Annotated in this window: 25 protein-coding genes and 1 riboswitch; of the genes, 9 read left to right on the forward strand and 16 right to left on the reverse strand. The window is 68.4% G+C overall.

Annotation, left to right across the window (positions count from 1 at the left end):
• Window positions 1–14: 14 nt before the first annotated feature.
• The 13 genes from F3I62_RS07205 to nrdR form a co-directional block, all read right to left on the reverse strand.
• Window positions 15–812, reverse strand: a complete 798-nt coding sequence (locus tag F3I62_RS07205; protein ID WP_160488961.1) for a cobalamin-binding protein — start codon at window positions 810–812, stop codon at window positions 15–17.
• Window positions 812–1,231 carry a zinc metallopeptidase gene (locus tag F3I62_RS07210; RefSeq protein ID WP_160488962.1) on the reverse strand — a complete coding sequence of 140 codons (420 nt, stop codon included), beginning with the start codon at window positions 1,229–1,231 and terminating at the stop codon, window positions 812–814. Before F3I62_RS07210 ends, F3I62_RS07205 begins: the two co-directional genes overlap by 1 nt.
• Window positions 1,228–1,839, reverse strand: coding sequence for a GTP cyclohydrolase II (gene ribA / locus F3I62_RS07215; protein WP_160488963.1), 612 nt, complete (start codon window positions 1,837–1,839; stop codon window positions 1,228–1,230). The genes F3I62_RS07210 and ribA overlap by 4 nt, the downstream gene beginning before the upstream one ends.
• A gap of 122 nt (window positions 1,840–1,961) precedes the next feature.
• Window positions 1,962–2,612: a TIGR02281 family clan AA aspartic protease gene (locus F3I62_RS07220; RefSeq protein WP_160488964.1), complete on the reverse strand. Its 651-nt coding sequence runs from the start codon at window positions 2,610–2,612 to the stop codon at window positions 1,962–1,964.
• Entirely contained in the window at window positions 2,599–3,357 is a 759-nt protein-coding gene (locus F3I62_RS07225; protein WP_160488965.1) for an ABC transporter substrate-binding protein, read from the reverse strand. The genes F3I62_RS07220 and F3I62_RS07225 overlap by 14 nt, the downstream gene beginning before the upstream one ends.
• A gap of 13 nt (window positions 3,358–3,370) precedes the next feature.
• Window positions 3,371–3,856, reverse strand: a complete 486-nt coding sequence (locus F3I62_RS07230) for a phosphatidylglycerophosphatase A (protein WP_160488966.1) — start codon at window positions 3,854–3,856, stop codon at window positions 3,371–3,373.
• Window positions 3,849–4,814, reverse strand: coding sequence for a thiamine-phosphate kinase (thiL, locus tag F3I62_RS07235; protein ID WP_160488967.1), 966 nt, complete (start codon window positions 4,812–4,814; stop codon window positions 3,849–3,851). The genes F3I62_RS07230 and thiL overlap by 8 nt, the downstream gene beginning before the upstream one ends.
• A 4-nt stretch (window positions 4,815–4,818) precedes the next feature.
• On the reverse strand, window positions 4,819–5,304 hold the full coding sequence (gene nusB, locus F3I62_RS07240; RefSeq protein ID WP_160488968.1) for a transcription antitermination factor NusB: 486 nt from the start codon (window positions 5,302–5,304) through the stop codon (window positions 4,819–4,821).
• Entirely contained in the window at window positions 5,301–5,777 is a 477-nt protein-coding gene (gene ribE / locus F3I62_RS07245) for a 6,7-dimethyl-8-ribityllumazine synthase (RefSeq protein WP_160078295.1), read from the reverse strand. Before ribE ends, nusB begins: the two co-directional genes overlap by 4 nt.
• Window positions 5,778–5,883: 106 nt before the next feature.
• On the reverse strand, window positions 5,884–6,978 hold the full coding sequence (gene ribBA, locus F3I62_RS07250) for a bifunctional 3,4-dihydroxy-2-butanone-4-phosphate synthase/GTP cyclohydrolase II (RefSeq protein WP_160488969.1): 1,095 nt from the start codon (window positions 6,976–6,978) through the stop codon (window positions 5,884–5,886).
• A 12-nt stretch (window positions 6,979–6,990) separates the two neighbouring features.
• Window positions 6,991–7,653 (reverse strand): riboflavin synthase, encoded by a 663-nt coding sequence (locus F3I62_RS07255; RefSeq protein WP_160488970.1) that lies wholly within the window; start codon window positions 7,651–7,653, stop codon window positions 6,991–6,993.
• 160 nt (window positions 7,654–7,813) lie between these two features.
• Window positions 7,814–7,972, reverse strand: a riboswitch (FMN riboswitch).
• A gap of 178 nt (window positions 7,973–8,150) precedes the next feature.
• The gene (gene ribD / locus F3I62_RS07260; RefSeq protein WP_160489053.1) at window positions 8,151–9,266 is read right to left on the reverse strand and encodes a bifunctional diaminohydroxyphosphoribosylaminopyrimidine deaminase/5-amino-6-(5-phosphoribosylamino)uracil reductase RibD; all 1,116 of its coding nucleotides are present in this window, start codon (window positions 9,264–9,266) and stop codon (window positions 8,151–8,153) included.
• Between the two features lie 2 nt (window positions 9,267–9,268).
• Window positions 9,269–9,733, reverse strand: a complete 465-nt coding sequence (gene nrdR, locus F3I62_RS07265; RefSeq protein ID WP_160488971.1) for a transcriptional regulator NrdR — start codon at window positions 9,731–9,733, stop codon at window positions 9,269–9,271.
• 260 nt (window positions 9,734–9,993) lie between these two features.
• Between nrdR and F3I62_RS07270 the strand changes: the two genes are divergently transcribed.
• The 4 genes from F3I62_RS07270 (at window position 9,994) to F3I62_RS07285 (ending at window position 12,620) form a co-directional block, all read left to right on the forward strand.
• Window positions 9,994–10,449: a YbaY family lipoprotein gene (locus F3I62_RS07270; protein WP_160488972.1), complete on the forward strand. Its 456-nt coding sequence runs from the start codon at window positions 9,994–9,996 to the stop codon at window positions 10,447–10,449.
• Window positions 10,446–11,102, forward strand: a complete 657-nt coding sequence (locus F3I62_RS07275; protein ID WP_160488973.1) for a methyltransferase — start codon at window positions 10,446–10,448, stop codon at window positions 11,100–11,102. The genes F3I62_RS07270 and F3I62_RS07275 overlap by 4 nt, the downstream gene beginning before the upstream one ends.
• Before the next feature lie 85 nt (window positions 11,103–11,187).
• Window positions 11,188–12,060 carry a thioredoxin gene (gene trxA, locus F3I62_RS07280; protein WP_160488974.1) on the forward strand — a complete coding sequence of 291 codons (873 nt, stop codon included), beginning with the start codon at window positions 11,188–11,190 and terminating at the stop codon, window positions 12,058–12,060.
• A 122-nt stretch (window positions 12,061–12,182) separates the two neighbouring features.
• Window positions 12,183–12,620 carry a thioesterase family protein gene (locus F3I62_RS07285; protein WP_160488975.1) on the forward strand — a complete coding sequence of 146 codons (438 nt, stop codon included), beginning with the start codon at window positions 12,183–12,185 and terminating at the stop codon, window positions 12,618–12,620.
• Here the strand turns inward: F3I62_RS07285 and F3I62_RS07290 are convergent, their stop codons facing one another.
• The gene (locus F3I62_RS07290) at window positions 12,621–12,965 is read right to left on the reverse strand and encodes a hypothetical protein (protein ID WP_160488976.1); all 345 of its coding nucleotides are present in this window, start codon (window positions 12,963–12,965) and stop codon (window positions 12,621–12,623) included.
• A gap of 123 nt (window positions 12,966–13,088) precedes the next feature.
• Between F3I62_RS07290 and F3I62_RS07295 the strand changes: the two genes are divergently transcribed.
• From F3I62_RS07295 to F3I62_RS07315, 5 genes are all read left to right on the forward strand, one after another.
• Entirely contained in the window at window positions 13,089–13,649 is a 561-nt protein-coding gene (locus tag F3I62_RS07295; protein ID WP_160488977.1) for a DUF2796 domain-containing protein, read from the forward strand.
• 243 nt (window positions 13,650–13,892) lie between these two features.
• Window positions 13,893–14,600, forward strand: coding sequence for an ABC transporter ATP-binding protein (locus tag F3I62_RS07300; RefSeq protein WP_160488978.1), 708 nt, complete (start codon window positions 13,893–13,895; stop codon window positions 14,598–14,600).
• Window position 14,601: 1 nt separating this feature from the next.
• On the forward strand, window positions 14,602–15,864 hold the full coding sequence (locus F3I62_RS07305) for an ABC transporter permease (protein ID WP_160488979.1): 1,263 nt from the start codon (window positions 14,602–14,604) through the stop codon (window positions 15,862–15,864).
• 8 nt (window positions 15,865–15,872) lie between these two features.
• Complete coding sequence (locus F3I62_RS07310) at window positions 15,873–16,385, forward strand: DUF3299 domain-containing protein (RefSeq protein ID WP_160488980.1); 513 nt, start codon at window positions 15,873–15,875, stop codon at window positions 16,383–16,385.
• Between the two features lie 140 nt (window positions 16,386–16,525).
• The gene (locus F3I62_RS07315) at window positions 16,526–17,212 is read left to right on the forward strand and encodes an OmpW family protein (protein WP_160488981.1); all 687 of its coding nucleotides are present in this window, start codon (window positions 16,526–16,528) and stop codon (window positions 17,210–17,212) included.
• Between the two features lie 67 nt (window positions 17,213–17,279).
• On the opposite strand, the gene F3I62_RS07320 is transcribed toward F3I62_RS07315, so the two are convergent.
• Entirely contained in the window at window positions 17,280–18,209 is a 930-nt protein-coding gene (locus tag F3I62_RS07320) for an NAD-dependent epimerase/dehydratase family protein (protein WP_160488982.1), read from the reverse strand.
• A gap of 6 nt (window positions 18,210–18,215) precedes the next feature.
• Window positions 18,216–19,100 carry a sugar nucleotide-binding protein gene (locus F3I62_RS07325; protein WP_160488983.1) on the reverse strand — a complete coding sequence of 295 codons (885 nt, stop codon included), beginning with the start codon at window positions 19,098–19,100 and terminating at the stop codon, window positions 18,216–18,218.
• Between the last annotated feature and the right edge of the window lie 89 nt (window positions 19,101–19,189).

The following is a 19,189-nucleotide window of genomic DNA, read 5'->3' on the forward strand; positions in this document are numbered from 1 at the left end:
CGCCGGGGCCGGGGCTAGCGTGCCTTGGCCAATAGCTCGCAGAGCTTCTCGGTCGCCGCCAGCATCTGGAAACTGGGCCGCTCCAGGCCCTTGTCCGGCACCACCCAGAGCTGCTGCTGGCGCACCGCGGGCAGCTGCGTCCAGGGCCGCCAGGGCTCCAGCTCGGCCGCGCTGCCGGCGAGGATCACCGCCGGCCGGCGCTGCAGAACCGCCTCGATACTGACCTGCGGGGCGGGCAAGTCGAGGTCGGCGAACAGGTTCTCGCCGCCGCACACGCGCAGGGCATCGCCGATGATCTGCCGGCCACCTATGGTGTATAGCGGCTGGTGCCAGACCTGGTAGAACACCGGCAGCGGCGGCTCGCGCCGGTAGGTCGTGCGCAGGCGCTGGATGCCGGCGCGGAATGCACTGGCCAGTTCGCGCCCGCGCGACTCGCGGCCAACCCGCGCGCCGAGCGCGGCGAACTGTTCGGCCAGCTGCGCCAGGTCGTGCGGTTGCGCGACATACAGGGGAATGCCGAAACCCTGCAGCTGCTCGCGCTGGCTCTGCCCCAGGCTGTCGGGCCACAGCAGGATCAGGTCGGGCTTGAGCTGCAGCAGGGTTTCCAGCTCCAGCTGGCCGAGGCGGCCCACCGACGGTACGGCGGCCAGTTGCGGCGGACGCTCGCCGCCATCCAGCACGCCGACCAGCAGATCGCCGGCGCCCAGATCGAGCATCATTTCCGAGAGCGAGGGAGCCAGGCTGACCACCCGCTCGGCGGCCAGCGGCGACAGGCTCGCGGCCAGCAGGCAGGCGCCGAGCAGCAGGCGCATCAGGCCAGCTGGCGTGGAATGCGGTACAGGCAGAGGAGCATCACGCTGCTCAGGGCGAGGAGGAACAGCGCCACCGCATGCAGGCCGGGGAACAGCGCCAGGGCGGCGATCCAGGCCGGCAGGCCGGCGGCGAGCAGGCCCAGGCGCCGGCGGCGCGCCAGCTCGATCCAGGCGCCCGGTTCCTCGGCCCGCCCCAGCACCTCGCCGGTGGCGAGCAGGGCGCGCTTGTAGGCGGCAAACACCGGCAGGGTGACAAACATCGAGGCCATGCCGGCAATGAACAGCGGCAGCTCCAGCATCGCCAGCACCGGCGACTGGCCGCGGAACAGGAAGCCGAGGACGAACAGCGGCGCCAGGGTCAGGCCGAGCTGGCGCCACCATTCGAGGGCCAGCCGGCGACGCACCTCGGTGCGGGTCACTCGGCTTCTTCCTGGTGCTGCAAGCCGAGCATGTGGCCGAGCTTGCCGGCCTTGGTCGTCAGGTACTTGCGGTTGTGCACGTTGAGGCCGATTTCCAGCGGGTGGCGCTCGGCCACGCGCACGCCGAAGCCTTCCAGGGCCTTGACCTTGCGCGGGTTGTTGGTCATCAGGCGGATGGCCTTGATGCCCAGGTGATCGAGCATCGGCTGGCAGATCGAATAGTCGCGCTGGTCGGCGGCGAAGCCCAGGCGCTCGTTGGCCTCGACCGTGTCGGCGCCGCCATCCTGCAGCTCGTAGGCGCGGATCTTGTTCAGCAGGCCGATGCCGCGGCCTTCCTGGCGCAGGTACAGCAGCACGCCACGCCCCTCTTTGGCGATGGCGCGCAAGGCGGCTTCGAGCTGCGCACCGCAGTCGCAACGCTGGCTGAACAGGGCATCGCCGGTCAGGCACTCGGAGTGCAGGCGGCCCAGCACGGGAGCACCATCGTCCACCTGGCCGAGGGTCAGGGCGACGTGCTCCTTGCCGGTCTCCTCATCGAGGAAACCGTGCATGGTGAACAGCGCAAAAGGCGTGGGCAGCTGGGAGGCGGCGACGAAGACAACGGACACCGGGTGCTCCTGTTGAGTGATCGGCGGAAAGGCCGGCATTGTACCAGCAGCACCCGCCGGGCAGGCAGCGTGAATTGTGCGGGATAAGGATCGGGCGGTTCGATGGGTCGAGCCTGGCCGGCTCAGATCTTCGACTCCAGCTGCAGCACGCCGTTTTCCTCGCGCCAGCGCACCCGACTGAGGAAGCTCATGCCCAGCAGCACTTCGGTGGGCGAGTCGCCTTCCAGCACCACGGCCTCGACGCCGAGCACTTCCAGGCCACCGACCTTGACCAGGTCCAGCTTGATCCGCCAGCCTCTGACATTGCCGCCGGCGGTACTGGCCACCATCGGCCGGCCCACCACCCGGTAGTCGATGCCCAGGCGGCGCGCCTGGCCTTCGTTCATGGCCACGGTGGTGGCCCCGGTGTCGACGAGGAACTGCACCGGATGGCCATTGGCCGAGCCGGCCACCCAGAAGTGGTTGCCCACGCCCTTGCTGATGCTGACCTTTTCCACCTGCGGGGCGGTGCTGCCGCCCTGGTTGTACTCGCGCGACAGGGCGTAGCTGCGCTCCACGCCATCCACGCGCAGGCGCGCGCCCTTGCTGTCGGCGCTGACCACCTGCACGCCGCCGGGGCCGGTCTGCCCGACCTTGACCAGCTTGCGCTGGCCATCCACCAGCAGCACCGCGGCATTGGGGAACAGCCCCACCACCTGCACCTGGGTTTGCGCCTGCAACAGCGGGCTGATGGCCAGCAGCAGGCCGGCAGCCAGCACTTCAAGGTGACGCATCGGGTCTCTCCATGTCCTGATCGAAAGGGTAAGGCTGCCGCCAGCGGCGAAACAGCGGACGCAGGCTGCCATTGTTCACCAGCACGGCCATGCGCCGGTCGTAGAGGGCGGCCAGGGCGCGACCGCGCTCAGTATCGGCAAAGCCGGGATACAGCGGCAAGCGGGTCAGTGCGGTGATGCGGAAGCGTTCCGTTCCGGTATGCCCCTCGAGGATAGCGGCCACCTCGGTGCTGGCATCGATATAGAAGTCGGCATGCCCGCGCTCGAGCATGGCGAGGATATCGCCACTGCGCTGCACTTCCTGGTAGCGGCCGACACCCGGCAGGTACTGCTGGTAGCCGTAGCCACGCATCCAGGCCAGACGGTAGCGCCCCAGTTCAGCCAGCCTGGCCGGCGGCCGGCTGCTCAGGCCCAGGGCGACAATGCGGTCGGCATCGTAGGGGTGGCGCGGGTAGAACGTCCGGTCCTTGACCTCGTCGCGGTAGGAGCCCAGCCAGGCATCCGCCTCGCCGCGCTGCACCAGGCCGAGCGCACGGGTATAGGGTTCGATGCGCAGGTTCATCTTCACCCCCGCCGGCTCGAATACCTGGCGCATGATCTCCCAGGCCAGGCCGCTGCCATCGGCATTGGTGTGACCCGGCCAGTGCTCGCTGACCAGCAGGATTTCCTTGGGCCGATCCTCTGCGGCCTGCACGGTCGGCAGCCCCAGGACAATCATCAGCCAAGCCAGCAGCCACACGCGCATGCCAGTCTCCTGCCTACGCCACACCCCAGACGATCAACTGCATGGTCAGCCAGGCGAACACCCCGGCCAGCACATCGTCGAGCATGATGCCGACACCGCCATGCACGTGGCGATCGATCCAGCTGATCGGCCAGGGCTTGAGAATGTCGAAGAAGCGGAATACCAGGAAGCCTAGCAGGATCCAGTGCCAGCCCGCGGGCACCAGCCACAGGGTGATCCACATGCCGACCATCTCGTCCCAGACGATACCTTCGTGGTCGTGCACCTTCATGTCCGTGGCGACCCGGCCGCACAGCCAGAAGCCGAACAGCATGGTCACCCCCAGCAGCAGCCAGTAACCACAGTCCGGCAGCATCTGCCACAGCGGGATGAACGGGATGGCCACCAGCGAGCCCCAGGTGCCCGGCGCCTTGGGCATCAGCCCGGAGCCGAAACCGAAGGCCAGAAAATGCCAGGGATTGCGCCATACCTGCGGCGCCACGCGTACCGAATCAGTCACCCGAACTCCCGAAATGTTGATAGCCCGCCCGTGGCGGTTGGATCACGCCACCGCTGTCATCCAGCAGTGTCACCCCCGCACCGGCCAGGGCACGACCGATCACCACGGTCGCCGGCCAGGCCGCCTGCACGGCAGCCAGATGCTCGGGCGGCAGGGTAAAGGCCAGCACATAGTCGTCGCCACCGGCCAGCGCACAATCACGCGCCGCCCCCCCTGCGATGGCCTGCAGAGCCGGCGACAGCGGCACCCGCGCCAGTTCGATGTGCAGCGCCACGGCCGAAGCCCTGGCGATATGCCCGCAGTCGGCCAGCAGGCCATCGGACACATCCAGCGCTGCCGTGGCCCTGCCGCGCAGCAGCAGGCCGAGGCCCAGCTGCGGCTGCGGTGCCCAGTAGCGCTGCAGCAGATGCTCCGCCGCCGCGCCCGCCGCCTGGCATTGCCCCAGCACCAGCGGCAGCGCACCAGCGCCATCGCCCAGCTCGCCCCCGACACACAGCAGGTCGCCGGGGCGGGCACCGCCACGGGTCAGCGCCTGACCGGCCGGCACCCGGCCGAACACCGTGACGGTCAGGCTCAGCGGGCCACGGGTGGTATCGCCGCCGACCAGGGCCAGGCCGCAGCCATGCGCCATCTGCGACAGGCCCTGGGCAAAACCCTGCAGCCAGGCCTCGTCGGCCTGCGGCAGGGTGATCGCCAGAGTGAAGCCCAGAGGAGTGGCGCCCATGGCTGCCAGGTCGCTGGCCGCCACCGCCAGCGCGCGCTGGCCGAGCAGGAAGGGATCGGCGGATGCGGGGAAATGCACGCCGACCACCAGGGTGTCGGTGGACACCGCCAGTTGTTCGCCGGCCGGCAGTTGCAGCAGGGCACAGTCGTCGCCGATGCCCAAGGCGACTCCTTCGGCCGCCTGCGCACAAGGCGCGGCGGCGAAGAAGCGGCGGATCAGCTCGAATTCGCCCAAGGACTCAGCGCTTGTGGGCGCTGACCTCGGCGGCACGCAGGGTGGGCGCCAGCTTGTCCAGTACGCCGTTGACGAACTTGTGCCCGTCGGTGGCACCGAACACCTTGGCCAGCTCGATGCCTTCGTTGATCACCACGCGGTAGGGCACGTCGACCCGGTTGCGCAGCTCCCAGGTGGACAGGCGCAGGATGGCCAGCTCGACCGGGTCCAGCTCTTCCAGCGGACGATCCAGGCAAGGCGCGATGGCCTCGTCGATCTCGGTCTTCTGGGTGGCCACGCCCGTGAGGATCTCGTGGAAGTAGGCGCCGTCGACGCCGCTGAAGTCGTTGTCGACGCGGAACTGCGCTTCGATCTCGTTCAGCGACTGACCGGCCATGTGCCACTGATACAGGGCCTGCATGCCAAGGCTGCGGGCGACCCGACGGGTAGCGATCTTGCCCTTGGCCTTGGGCTGCGGAGCGTCCTGGCTGTCGTCGTGGTTAAGGCTCACTTGGCCTCCAGCTGCGCCAGCAGACTGACCATTTCCAGAGCGGACAGGGCCGCTTCGGCGCCCTTGTTGCCGGCCTTGGTGCCGGAACGCTCGATGGCTTGCTCGATGGAGTCGACGGTCAGCACGCCGAAGGCCACCGGCACGCCGTATTCCATGGAGACCTGGGCCAGGCCCTTGGTGCATTCGCCGGCGACGTATTCGAAGTGCGGGGTGCCACCACGGATAACCGCGCCGAGGGCGATGATCGCGGCGTACTCGCCACGCTGGGCGACTTTCTGGGTGACCAGCGGGATTTCGAAGGCGCCCGGGGCGCGGATGATGGTGATGTCGCTTTCGCTCACGCCGTGGCGCACCAGGGCGTCGACCGCGCCACTGACCAGGCTTTCGACGACGAAGCTGTTGAAGCGGCCAACCACCAGGGCATAGCGGCCTTTGGGGGCGATGAAGGTACCTTCGATGGTCTTCAGGGTCATGGGCGAGTCTCAGTCTGTATAAAGAGCCGGGGCGCCGGTGGCGTCCCGTGGGTATCAATGTAGAACGACGAAACGGGCCGGCGCAGACTGCGCTCGGCCCGGACGGTCATTCAGCGGGCAGGTATTCTACTACTTCCAGGTCGAAACCGGATATCGCGTTGAACTTCATCGGCGAGCTGAGCAGGCGCATCTTGCGCACGCCGAGGTCACGCAGGATCTGCGAGCCGGCCCCTACGGTGCTGTAGGTGGTCGGGCTGACCGACTTGCTTTCCGCACCCTGGCTACGCTCGAGCTGGGCCAGCAGTTCCGGACCGTTGATCGGGTTGCCCAGCAGCAGCACCACGCCACTGCCGGCCTTGGCTACTTCAGCCATGGCCGCGCGCAGGCTCCAGCGCCCGGCCTGCTTGACCAGGAACAGGTCGCGCAGCGGATCGGCGTTGTGCACGCGCACCAGGGTCGGCGTCTCGGCACAGATGCTGCCCAGGGTCAGGGCCATGTGCACGCTGTCGTCCAGGGCATCGCGGTAGCTGACCAGGTTGAACTGGCCCAGCTCGCTGTCGATCTTCTGCTCGCTGACGCGCTGCACGGTGCGCTCGTGGATCAGCCGGTAGTGGATCAGGTCGGCGATGGTGCCGATCTTCAGGTTGTGCTCGGCGGCGAACACTTCCAGCTCCGGACGGCGGGCCATGGTGCCGTCGTCGTTCATGATCTCGCAGATCACCCCGCTCGGCTCGAAACCGGCCATGCGCGCCAGGTCACAGGCAGCCTCGGTGTGCCCGGCACGGGCCAGCACGCCACCGGGCTGGGCCATCAGCGGGAAGATGTGGCCGGGGCTGACGATGTCGTCGGCCACCGCATGCTTGGCCACGGCGGCCTGCACGGTACGCGCGCGGTCGGCGGCGGAGATGCCGGTGGTCACGCCCTCGGCGGCCTCGATGGACACGGTGAACTTGGTGCCGAAGCCGGAGCCGTTGCGCGGCGCCATCAGCGGCAGCTTGAGCAGCTCGCAGCGCTCGCGGCTCATCGGCATGCAGATCAGGCCACGGGCGAAACGGGCCATGAAGTTGATGTGCTCGGCGGTGACGCATTCGGAGGCGATGATGATGTCGCCTTCGTTCTCGCGGTCCTCGTCATCCATGAGAATGACCATCTTGCCGGCGCGGATGTCTTCGATCAGTTCTTCTGCGGTATTCAGAGCCATGGTGGCCAGTCCTTACTTATTCAGGTAGCCGTGTTCGGCCAGAAAACTTTCACTGATGCCGGAAGCGCTGGGCTCGGCGGCCTTGTCGCCGAGCAGCAGGCGCTCCAGGTAGCGCGCCAGCAGGTCGACCTCGAGGTTGACCTGCCGCCCGGGGCGGTAGTCGGCCATGATGGTCTCGACCAGGGTATGCGGCACTATGGTCAGCTCGAACTCGGCGCCATTCACCGCGTTCACCGTCAGGCTGGTGCCGTCGACGGTGATCGAGCCTTTCAGGGAGATGTACTTGGCCAGCTCGCGCGGCGCGCGAATGCGGAACTGGATGGCGCGGGCATTCTCCTCGCGGGCCACGACTTCGCCGACGCCATCGACATGGCCGCTGACCAGGTGGCCGCCGAGGCGGGTGGTCGGCGTCAGGGCCTTCTCCAGGTTGACCCTACTCCCCGCTTTCAAGTCGATAAAGGCGCTGCGCGCCAGGGTCTCGCGGCTGACGTCGGCCCAGAAGCCGTTGCCGGGCAGCTCCACGGCGGTCAGGCACACGCCGTTGACCGCGATGCTGTCGCCCAGCTTCACATCGGCCAGGTCCAGCTTGCCGGTCTCGACATACACACGCACGTCGCCGCCCTTGGGGCTCAGCGCCCGAATGGTGCCGATCGCTTCGATGATTCCGGTAAACATCAGGCCTCCCCTACTGGCAGCGCACCGCCGCCGTGCACGAGCCGGCGGGCAGAACGAAAAGCATAAGACATCACTACGCACTCCTGTTCGGAAAACAAACAGGGCGATGGGATCGATAGGGATTTTCGCGGGCGCAGACGCACGGCGCCCCGGAAGGGAATCCCGCTCTCTCTTTATCCGGACTATGACCGTCGGCCCCGGAATCACACCGGGTCTGCTGACCTTGCCGCCCGGGTCAGGGTAGGCAAGCGCTCGCGGGCTAGACACTTGGCATGTCATTACCGCCGGTGGGGAATTACACCCCGCCCTGAGAACGTTGCAGCCACCAGGGGCTGCGCGGGACGTTTTACCATATTTGCCGCGGCGGCGCATGGCAGCTGACAACGGGGGCTAGTTGGTTGTGGTTGAGCGCAGCGAAGCCCAACAACGAATGGCTCAGCACCTACGCCACCTCATCTGTGTCCGTTGGGCTTCGGCGCTGCGCGCCTCAACCCCACCTACGCCTTCTTCGGCACCGCAATGATCCGCCAGTCGCTGCCTACCGCGCGGATCTCGCGGATCTCCAGCTCCTGCGCCTCGGCCATCCGCGCCAGCGGCCAGTCCAGCAGCGGCCGCGCGCTGGAACCGAGGAACTTGGGGGCGACGAACAGCTGGTACTCGTCGACCAGCCCGGCGCGGGCAAAGGCCCCGGCCAGGCGCGGTCCGGCCTCGACCAGCACCTCGTTGGCGCCGCGGCTGGCCAGCTCCATGAGCAGCTTGCGCAGGTCGACATGGCCATTGCTGCCGGGCACGGCGAGCAGTTCGTGGCCGTCCTCGAGGAAGCGATCACGGGCGGCGGCCGCCGCGCAGGTAGCCACCAGCGCCGGCCCGGCCTGATAGAAGGGCGCGGACAGCGGCACGCGCAGGCGCCCGTCGACCAGCACGCGCAACGGCGGCCGGCTGACCGCCAGGGCCGCCTGCTCGGCCCCCAGGCCCAGCTCATCGGGGCGCACGGTGAGGCGCGCCTGGTCGGTGAGCACGGTGTCGGCGCCGGTGAGGATGGCGCTGGCCCGCGCGCGCAGGCGCTGCACCGCCGAACGCGCCTCGGGGCCGGTGATCCACTGGCTCTCGCCGCTGGCCATGGCCGTGCGCCCGTCCAGGCTCATCGCCAGCTTGACCCGCACGAACGGCAGGCCCTGCTCCATGCGCTTGATGAAGCCGGCGTTGAGCACCCGCGCCTCGGCTTCCAGCACCCCACCCTGCACCGCGATGCCGGCGTGCATCAGGCGCAACAGGCCCTTGCCGGATACCTGCGGATTGGGGTCCTGCATGGCTGCCACCACGCGGGCGACACCGGCCGCGACCAGCGCATCGGCGCAGGGTGGCGTGCGCCCGTGGTGACTGCAGGGTTCCAGGGTGACGTAGGCGGTGGCGCCCTGCGCCCGCGCGCCGGCCTGGCGCAGGGCATGCACTTCGGCATGCGGCTCGCCGGCGCGGGCGTGCCAGCCTTCGCCGACGATCTGCCCGTCACGGACGATGACGCAGCCGACCCGGGGGTTGGGATGGGTGGAGTACAGGCCCTTGCGCGCCAGTTCCAGCGCGCGGGCCATGAACTGCTGGTCGTTGGCAACCATGCTCATGGCTTGGCCGGCTCACGGGCCAGGCGGTCGATTTCCTCGCGGAACTCGTTGAGATCCTGGAAGCGCCGGTACACCGAGGCGAAGCGGATATAGGCCACTTCATCGAGCTTCTGCAGCTCGGTCATCACCAGCTCGCCGAGCACCAGCGACTTGATCTCGCGCTCGCCGGTGGCGCGCAGCTTCTGTTTGATGTGGGCGATCGCCTCTTCCAGACGCTCGACGCTGACCGGGCGCTTCTCCAGCGCGCGCTGCATGCCGGCACGCAGCTTGTCCTCGTCGAACGGCTGGCGGCTGCCGTCCTGCTTGATCAGGCGCGGCATCACCAGCTCGGCGGTCTCGAAGGTGGTGAAACGTTCGCCGCAGGCCAGGCACTCGCGGCGGCGGCGCACCTGCTCGCCCTCGGCGACCAGACGCGAATCGATGACCTTGGTGTCGTTGGCGGCGCAGAAGGGACAATGCATGGCGGGAAACGGCCCTGGGCAACGGCACCGCCGCGACTACCCGTTGCCCGACCGCGCGGCTGTTGCAGGAGCGGATTGATCCGCGAAACTCGCGGCGGAAACCGCTCCCACGGCACAATGGCCGCCTGGCGCCTGGTGCAACGGGCGCCGGGGCGGCGCCTGTGAAAAAGTGGCTCATGGTAGCGCATCCCTTTGCCAAGACAAGCCAGCGCCTTTGCGGTATACAGGCGCCCGTTCAGCCCCATTCCTGCGGACTTGCCATGTCGATACGTCCCCTGCTCGTTCTCTGCGCCACCCTGCTGCTCGCGGCCTGTGCCAGCGCGCCGGAACAACCCGTGCCGCCGCCCGCCACCACAGCCGTTGCCGAGGCCAAACCGGCCGCCGTGGTCGAGGCGCCGCTGCCCGGCCACATGCGCGAGCTGCGCGGCAGCCTGCGCACGCCGCCGGCGGGCAGCGAGGTGGAAATGGCCCTGCTGGTGATCGACGAACGCGACCGCCCGCAACAGCTGCTCGGCAGCCTGAAACTGAGCGGCGACGGCCAGCTGCTGCCGTTCCGCCTGCCGTTCAACCCGGCGTATTTCCCCAATGGCGCGCGGGTCGAGCTGCGCGCCCGCATCAGCCAGTCCGGGCGCCTGGTCCTGCGCCTGCCGCCGCAGCGCATCGGCCAGGCGCAGAGCCAGAACCTCGGCGAGCTGCCGCTGGTCAGAGCGCCATGAGCGCCCCGCCAATCCTGCAGGCCGCCCTGCACCAGCTGCTCGGCGACGCGCGCCTGGTGGCGCAGACCCTGCCCGGCACCGACCTCAAGCTGTGGCTGATCGATGCGGCGAACATGGACCGCTGCTTCAGCCCGGAAGAGACCCGGCTGATCCTCGAGGAGCCGCCCTACTGGTGCTTCTGCTGGGCCAGCGGCCTGGTCCTGGCGCGGTGGCTGGCCGAGCGGCCCGAGTGGGTGCGCGGCAAGCGCGTGCTGGACTTCGGCGCCGGCTCGGGGGTAGCAGCCATCGCCGCGGCCAAGGCCGGCGCCCTGGAAGTGGTGGCCTGCGACCTCGACCCGCTGGCCATCGAATCCTGCCGGGCCAATGCCGAGCTGAACGGCGTCGAGCTGAGCTACTCGACGGACTTCTTCGCCGAGGCCGACCGCTTCGACCTGATCATCGTCGCCGACGTGCTCTACGACCGCGCCAACCTGCCGTTGCTCGACCACTTCCTCAGCCGCGGCCGCGAGGCACTGGTCGCCGATTCGCGGGTCAAGGACTTCCAGCACCCGCTGTACCGGCGCCTGGGCATGCTCGAAGCCTGCACCTGGCCGGACCTGGCCGAGCCGGCCGAATTCCGCCACGTCAGCCTGTACCACGCCCGGCGCGACTAGCCGGGCGCTTGTATCCAGGCGCATGCGCCCACATCTATAGTTCCAGCACTTATAGTTCCAGCATTTCGCCTTTCCGAGAGTCCCCATGAGCGACAGCCCCTACATCTTCGATATCGCAGGCAGCGCCAGCTTCGAACAGCTGGTGATCGAGAACTCCTTCCACAAGCCGGTGCTGGTGGACTTCTGGGCCGAATGGTGCGCGCCGTGCAAGGCGCTGATGCCACTGCTGGCGAAGATCACCGAGGAGTACCGCGGCGAACTGCTGCTGGCCAAGGTCAACTGCGACATCGAGCAGGACATCGTCGCCCGCTTCGGCATCCGCAGCCTGCCCACCGTGGTGCTGTTCAAGAACGGCCAGCCGGTCGACGGCTTCGCCGGCGCGCAGCCGGAATCGGCGATCCGCGAGATGCTCAAACCGCATGTCGCCGAGCCGGAGCCGGAAGCCGCCGACCCCATGGAAACGGCGCAGGCACTGTTCGCCGAAGGGCGCATCGGCGAGGCCGAGAGCCTGCTCAAGCAGGTACTCACCGAGAACAACGAGAACGCCGCGGCGCTGATCCTCTATGCCCGCTGCCTGGCCGAGCGTGGCGAGCTGGGCGAAGCCGAGGCAGTGCTGGCGGCGGTCAAAGGCGACGAACACAAGCAGGCCCTGGCCGGCGCCAAGGCGCAGCTGACCTTCCTGCGCCAGGCCGCCGACCTGCCGGACAGCGCCGAGCTAAAGAGCCGCCTGGCCCAGGACGGCAACGACGACGAAGCGACCTACCAGCTGGCCATCCAGCAACTGGCGCGCCAGCAGCACGAGGCGGCACTGGACGGCCTGCTCAAGCTGTTCGTGCGCAACCGCAGCTACGCCGAGGGCATCGCCCACAAGACATTGCTGCAGGTGTTCGACCTGCTCGGCAACGACCATCCGCTGGTGACCCTCTACCGGCGCAAGCTGTACCAGGCGATCTACTGAGAACCTGCGCGGAGGCGCGCCTGCGCAGGGTGCGCTATGCGCACCACGAGCACCGCATAGGCTTCGGTGCGCGCGGCGCACCCTACGGTCTATTGCGACTGGAACAGAGTGAGGAGGCCGAGATGAGTCCCCCCTTCCAACTGCGGCTGCGGGTGCGCTACGGCGAGTGCGATGCCCAGCAGGTGGTGTTCAACGCGCGCTACGGCGACTACATCGACGTGGCCGCCACCGAGTTCTACCGCGCGTTGTTTGGCAGTTATCAGTACCTGCTCGACCGTGGCCTGGACAGCCAGGTGGTACGCATGACCACCGACTGGAGCTCGCCGGCGCGCTTCGATGACGTGCTCACCCTGCAGGTGCAGACCCTGCGCCTGGGCACCACCTCCTACAGCCTGCTGGTGGAGATCGTCCAGCAGGCCGAGCAGCGCCTGGTGGCGCGCAGCGAAGTCACCTACGTGATGGTCGATGCGCAGACCTTCGCCAAGACCGCCATTCCCCCGGCCATCCGCGAACAGCTGCAGCGCGGCGCGCCGGGCATCCAGATCAACCAGGCCGGCTGATCAGCCGACCCAGCGATACAGCGGCGCTTCGGCGCCGCTTTCTACCTGTACCTGTGGACAATGGCGCAAACGCACCAGCAGGCGCTTGCCCGCCGCGGCACCGCCGGCCAGGGCGCTCAGCTCGGCCAGCAGCTGCGGACCCTCTAGCGTGCCGGCGCGCTGCAACAGGTCCTGCGCGGTTTGCCACAGACCGTCCTGCGGCCGCGCGGCGACCACCGGCGCGGCCTGCACCGGCGCCACGCCGTCGCGGGGCAGCAGCGCCGCCAGCTGCGCCCAGTCCTCCCGATCCATTTCCACCACCAGATCCACCGGCCAGTCGCCGATCCGCCCCTTGATGCGCAGCATGCCCCACTCCTCGTTCAACTGCCGGCATGCTGCCACGCCCGCCCCGTGTCGCCAAACCCGCTGGCCAATCGCGCCAAAAACTTGTTATAACATAACCACAACCTCTTACTACCCGGAGCCGCCATGCGCCACCTTCTGCTCGCCCTGCCCCTCACCCTGCTGCCGCTGGTGGCTGCAAACGCTCAAAGCCATGAGCATGGCCACGAAGAACACGCCAGCCTGGACAAGCACGAGCACGGCCTGGCCGCCCTGAATGTGGCGCTGGACGGCAACACCCTGGAAATCCAGCTGGAGAGCCCGGCGATGAATCTGCTCGGCTTCGAGCATGCCGCCAGCAGCGCAGACGACCAGGCCAAGGTCGCCGCCGCGCGCCGGCAACTGGAGCAACCCCAGGCCCTGTTCGCCCTGCCCATCGAGGCCCAGTGCGCGCTGCGCGAGCACGAACTGCGCAGCGCCCTGTTCGGCGAGCACGCCGAGCCGACCGACGACGAAGAGCCGGGGCACAGCGCTATCAGCGCCCACTACCAATTCGCCTGCGCCGCGCCCGCCGCCCTGAAGACCCTGGAGCTGGGCAGCTTCTTCGGCAGCTTCCCCGGCACCGAGAAGCTCGACGTGCAGCTGATCGGCCCCAGCGGCCAGCAGGGCGTGCAGCTCAGTCCGGGCAATTCGCGCCTGGCCTTCTGAGCAGCCGCTCACGCCCCTGTTGCAGGGTGCGCCGCGCGCACCACAGGCCATGCACGAAGTTTCTGCTGCGCACGGCGCCCCCTACGCAATAGCCGGCCACCCCAGGCGTGCGGCTGGCTCTGCCCTCGCCCGCGCCGGCCTGGAAAGATCGTGAGCAGCCCGCCGGCATTACCAGCCGGCAGCGTCTACACCTGCAGGGGCAAACTCCCTATGCTGTGCCCCTCGTCCGCCATTGGCCCGACCATGTCCGACCCACTGATCGAACTCACCGACCTCGGTTTCGCCTGGCCCGGCCAGGCGCAGTTGCTGGATATCCCCAGCTTCACCCTGCAACGCGGCGAGAGCCTGTTCCTCAAGGGCCCCAGCGGCAGCGGCAAGACCACCCTGCTCGGCCTGCTCGGCGGCGTGCAGCAGCCCGGCCGCGGCCAGGTGCGCCTGCTCGGCACGGACCTCGGACGCCTGTCGTCCAGCGCCCGCGACCGTTTCCGCGTCGACCACACCGGCTACATCTTCCAACAGTTCAACCTGCTGCCGTTTCTCTCGGTGCGTGAGAACGTCGAGTTGCCCTGCCGCTTCTCGCGCAGCCGGGCCCAGCGCGCAATCCAGCGCCACGGCAGCATCGACCAGGCCGCCGCCCGCCTGCTCGGCCACCTCGGGCTGCCCGCCGCGCTGCTCGAACGCCGCGCCGACTCGCTGTCGATCGGCCAACAGCAGCGCGTCGCCGCCGCCCGCGCGCTGATCGGCCAGCCGGAACTGGTGATCGCCGACGAACCGACCTCGGCGCTCGATCACGATGCCCGCGAGGCCTTCCTCCAGCTGCTGTTCGCCGAATGCCGCGCGGCCGGCGCCAGCCTGCTGTTCGTCAGCCACGACCAGAGCCTGGCGCCACTGTTCGACCGCAGCCTGTCGCTAGCCGAACTGAACCGCGCCGCGCGCCAGCAAGAGGCCTGACATGCACCTGATCCGCATCGCCCTGGCCAGCCTGGCCAACCGCCGCTTCACCGCCCTGCTCACAGTGTTCGCCATCGCCCTGTCGGTGTGCCTGCTGCTGGCCGTCGAGCGGGTGCGCAGCGAGGCCCGCGCCAGCTTCGCCAGCACCATCAGCGGCACCGACCTGATCGTCGGCGCCCGCTCGGGCTCGGTGAACCTGCTGCTGTACTCGGTGTTCCGCATCGGCAACGCCACCAACAACATCCGCTGGGACAGCTTCGAGGCACTGGCCAAACACCCGCAGGTGAAGTGGGCGATCCCGCTGTCGCTGGGCGACTCGCACCGCGGCTACCGGGTGATGGGCACCGATGTCGGCTACTTCGCCCATTACCACTACGGCCGCGGGCAGAGCCTGCAGCTGGCCGAAGGCAAGCCCTTCGCCGATCTGTTCGAGGTGGTGCTCGGCGCCGAAGTGGCCGAGGCGCTGGGCTACCGGCTGGGCGAGCGGATCGTCCTGGCCCACGGCGTCAGCACCATCAGCCTGACCCAGCACGACGACAAGCCCTTCACCGTGGCCGGCATCCTCGCCCGCACCGGCACCCCGGTGGATCGCACCCTGCACATCTCCCTGGCGGGCATGGAGGCGCTGCATGTCGACTGGCAGAACGGCATGCCGGCACGCGGCGCCGGCAAGGTCTCGGCCGAGCAGGCCCGCGCGCTGGGCCTGCAACCCAAGGCGATCACCGCCGTGCTGCTCGGCCTGAAAAGCAAGATCGCCACCTTCGCCGTGCAGCGCGAGGTCAACGAATACCGCAGCGAACCGCTGTTGGCGATCCTCCCCGGGGTGGCCCTGCAGGAGCTGTGGAGCCTGATGGGCGTGGCCGAGAAGGCGCTGTTCGTGGTTTCCCTGTTCGTCGTGCTGACCGGGCTGATCGGCATGCTCACCGCTATCCTCACCAGCCTGAACGAGCGCCGCCGCGAGATGGCCATCCTCCGCTCGGTAGGCGCACGGCCCTGGCATATCGCCAGCCTGCTGGTACTGGAGGCCCTGGCCCTGGCCCTGGCCGGCGTGCTGCTCGGCCTGATCCTGCTCTACCTGGGCATCGCCGCCAGCCAGGGCTATGTGCAGGCGCACCATGGACTGTACCTGCCCCTGGCCGTCCCCAGCGGCTATGAGTGGACGCTGCTCGGCGCTATCCTGGCGGCCGCCCTGCTGATGGGCAGCGTGCCGGCCTGGCGCGCCTATCGGCAATCCCTGGCCGATGGCCTGTCGATTCGTTTGTGAGGTGTTGGATGTTGCGTGCCCTGCTCGCCCTGCTGCTGTTCTGCGCCACGCCCCTGTGGGCGGCGGACGCCCGCGAGCTGACCTGGAGCGAACTGGTCCCGGCCGGCGCACCGGTGCAGGCGCAGCCGGGCGCCCCGCTGCATGACCTGAGCCAGCTGGCCGACCAGCTCGCCGCCGAAAGCGCCCCGGCCGCCACCCAGCAGTCGCCGGCGGCGCCGGTGGTCAAGGCGTTCGACGGCCAGCAGATCAAGCTGCCCGGCTACATCGTGCCGCTGGATGTGACCGAGGAGGGGCGGGTCACCGAATTCCTCTTCGTACCCTACTTCGGCGCCTGCATCCACGTGCCGCCGCCGCCGTCGAACCAGATCATCCACGTCACCAGCGAGCTGGGCGTGCTGATGGACGCCCTGTACCAGCCGTTCTGGATCGAGGGCCCGCTCAAGGTCGCGCAGATCAGCAGCGAGCTGGCCGAAGCCGGCTACCAGATGCAGGCCGAGAAGATCTATCCCTACGAAATGTGATGGCGAGGGGTGTGCCAGATTGACGCACCCCGAAAGCCCTACAACGCTTCCGGCTATTGAGCTGGGTCAACAAGTGCCTCCATCAGCTTGGCTGACAATCCATTCAGCCAACACATTCCTAAAACTGATTGGAGCACACCATGCGCAAGTCCCTGCTGACCGCATCCCTTCTCGCCCTCGCCGTTGCGGCGCCGATGGCCCAGGCCTTCGAGGCGGGTGACATCATCGTTCGCGCCGGTGCAGCCACCGTCGACCCTCATGAAGACAGCAGCGAGATCTGGGTCGGTGCCCTGAACACCGACGTTGCCGGCACCAAGGCCACCCTGGACAGCGACACCCAGCTGGGCCTGAACTTCGCCTACATGGTCACCAACAACATCGGTATCGAGCTGCTGGCCGCCACCCCGTTCAATCATGATGTGGGCGTAAAAGGCATGCCTGGCCCGTTCGCCGGCCTGAATGGCCAGCTCGGCGAGCTCAAGCACCTGCCGCCGACCCTGAGCGCCGTGTACTACCCGCTGGACAGCAAATCCGCCTTCCAACCCTATGTCGGCCTGGGCATCAACTACACCTGGTTCTTCGATACAGAGCTGACTAGCGAAGCCGAAGACAAAGGTTTCTCCGGCCTGGACATGGATGACTCGTGGGGCCTGGCCTACCAGGTGGGCATGGACTACATGCTCAACGACAACCTGCTGCTCAACGCCCAGGTGCGCTACATCGATATCGACACCACCGGCACCACCAGCTTCGGCGGCAGCGAAGTCGAAGTGGACGTCGACGTCGATCCGTTCGTGTACATGGTCGGCCTGGGCTACAAGTTCTAATCCGCGCTTAGCCCCGCCCAACAAAAAGCCGCGCTATGCGCGGCTTTTTTTGTGCCCGGCCGGCCGCTCAGCGTCCCAGCAGGCGCGCCAGGCCGATCTGCAGCGGGGTGGCCGGGGCGCAGTCGAAGCGCTCCAGCAGCAGGCCGTTGTCTGCCCGCGAATGGCGGATATCGCCGGGGCGCGCGGCGCCATGGCTGACCGCCGGCAACTGGCCGAGCACGGCCCGGATCGCCGCCAGCAGCTGATTCAGGCTGACCGCCTGGTTATGCCCGACGTTCACCGCGCCGACAGCCACCTGCGGCATGCCCAGGGCCTGCACCAGCAGCGGCACCAGGTCGGCAACATAGAAGAAGTCGCGGGTCTGCTCGCCATCGCCGAACACGCTGATCGGCAACCCCGCCAGGGCGCGCTCGGTGAAGATGCTGATCACCCCCGAATAGGGCGAGGACGGGTCCTGGCGCGGGCCGAAGATGTTGAAGAACCGGAAGATTGCCGGCTCCAGGCCATGCTGGCGCCGGTAGAAATCCAGGTAGTGCTCGCTGGCCAGCTTGTCCGCGGCATAGGGAGTCAGCGGCGCCTTGGGCGTGTCCTCGCGCACCGCCACGCCCTCGCCATTGTTGCCGTACACCGCCGCGCTGGAGGCGAACACCACCCGCCGCACGCCGGCCTCGCGCATGGCTTCGCAGAGGTTGAGGGTACCGATGAAGTTGCTCTGGTGGGTACTCACCGGGTCGTCGACCGAGGCCTGCACCGAGGCCACCGCCGCCAGGTGGGCGACCGCCTGGCAGCCGCCGACCGCCTGGCGCACCAGCGCGGCATCGGCCACGTCGCCCTCGAGCAGTTCGAGGCGCGGGTTGTCCAGGGCCAGATTGCTGCGCTTGCCGGTGGACAGGTTGTCCAGCACGCGCACGCGGTGGCCGGCGGCGAGCAGGGCATCGGCCAGGTGCGAGCCGATGAAGCCGGCGCCGCCGGTGATCAGGATGGGTAAGTCGCTCATGCGGCCTCAGTGATGTCGGTAGTAGCGGTCAAGCAGGGCCGGCAGGCCCGAGCGCCAGGCGCGCGGCTTGATGCCGAAGGTGTGCAGGATCTTCTTGCAGGCCAGCACCGCGTGCTGCGGCTCGTCGGCGGCATCCGGGCGCGCGGCGTGCGCCTGCGGGCTGACCTCGCGCACGTGCAGCTTATGCAGCGGGCGCGCCTCGCTGATGATCGCCTGGCCCAGGGCCAGCGGCGTGGTCGCCTCGTGGCCGCCGTAATGGTAGGTGCCCCACAGCGGGATCTGACAGTCGAGCTGCTTGAGCACGGCGATGATCACCCGCGCGGCGTCGTCGACCAGGGTCGGATTGCCGCGCCGGTCATCGGCCATGAACAGCTCCTGCTCCAGCTCGGCCCGGCGCAGGAAACGCCCGAGCAGGCCGTCGGCGCTGTCGTCCAGCAGCCAGCCGAAACGCAGCAGCACATGCCGCGGGCAGGTGGCCCGCACGCACTGCTCGATGCGCCGCAGCGCCTGGCCGCGCAGGCCGAGCGGCACCGGCTCGTCCTTCTCGCTGTAGGCGGTGGCGCGCGAGCCGTCGAACACCCGGTAGCTGGACGGCTGCAGCAGGACGATATTGTGGTGCTGGCAGAGTTCGGCCAGGCGCTCCAGGGCCCGTTCCTGCTGGGCGAAGCGCGCCTCGTCGACCGTTTCGGCCTGGAACCAGTCGAAGTAGTAGGCGAGATTGATCAGCGCATCGGGGCGCGTGTCATCGAGCAGTTGGGTCAGGCTGGCCACATCCCAGCCGCCCTCGGGCGGGCGTGGGGCCAGAAAGCCGATATCTTCCTCGGCCCCCAGGCGGATCAGCGCCTGCCCCAGGGCATTGCCGCCGCCCAGCAGCATCAGGCGCATGCGCATGGTGGTGCGGGTTACTCCAGTCGCGAAAGGAACGGGCTGCCAGGCAGCCGGATTGGCCGTATTTTGCGGGTTTTACCGGAGGCCGTCAC

The organism is Pseudomonas sp. R-28-1W-6, assembly GCF_009799925.1.
Lineage (GTDB): Bacteria > Pseudomonadota > Gammaproteobacteria > Pseudomonadales > Pseudomonadaceae > Aquipseudomonas.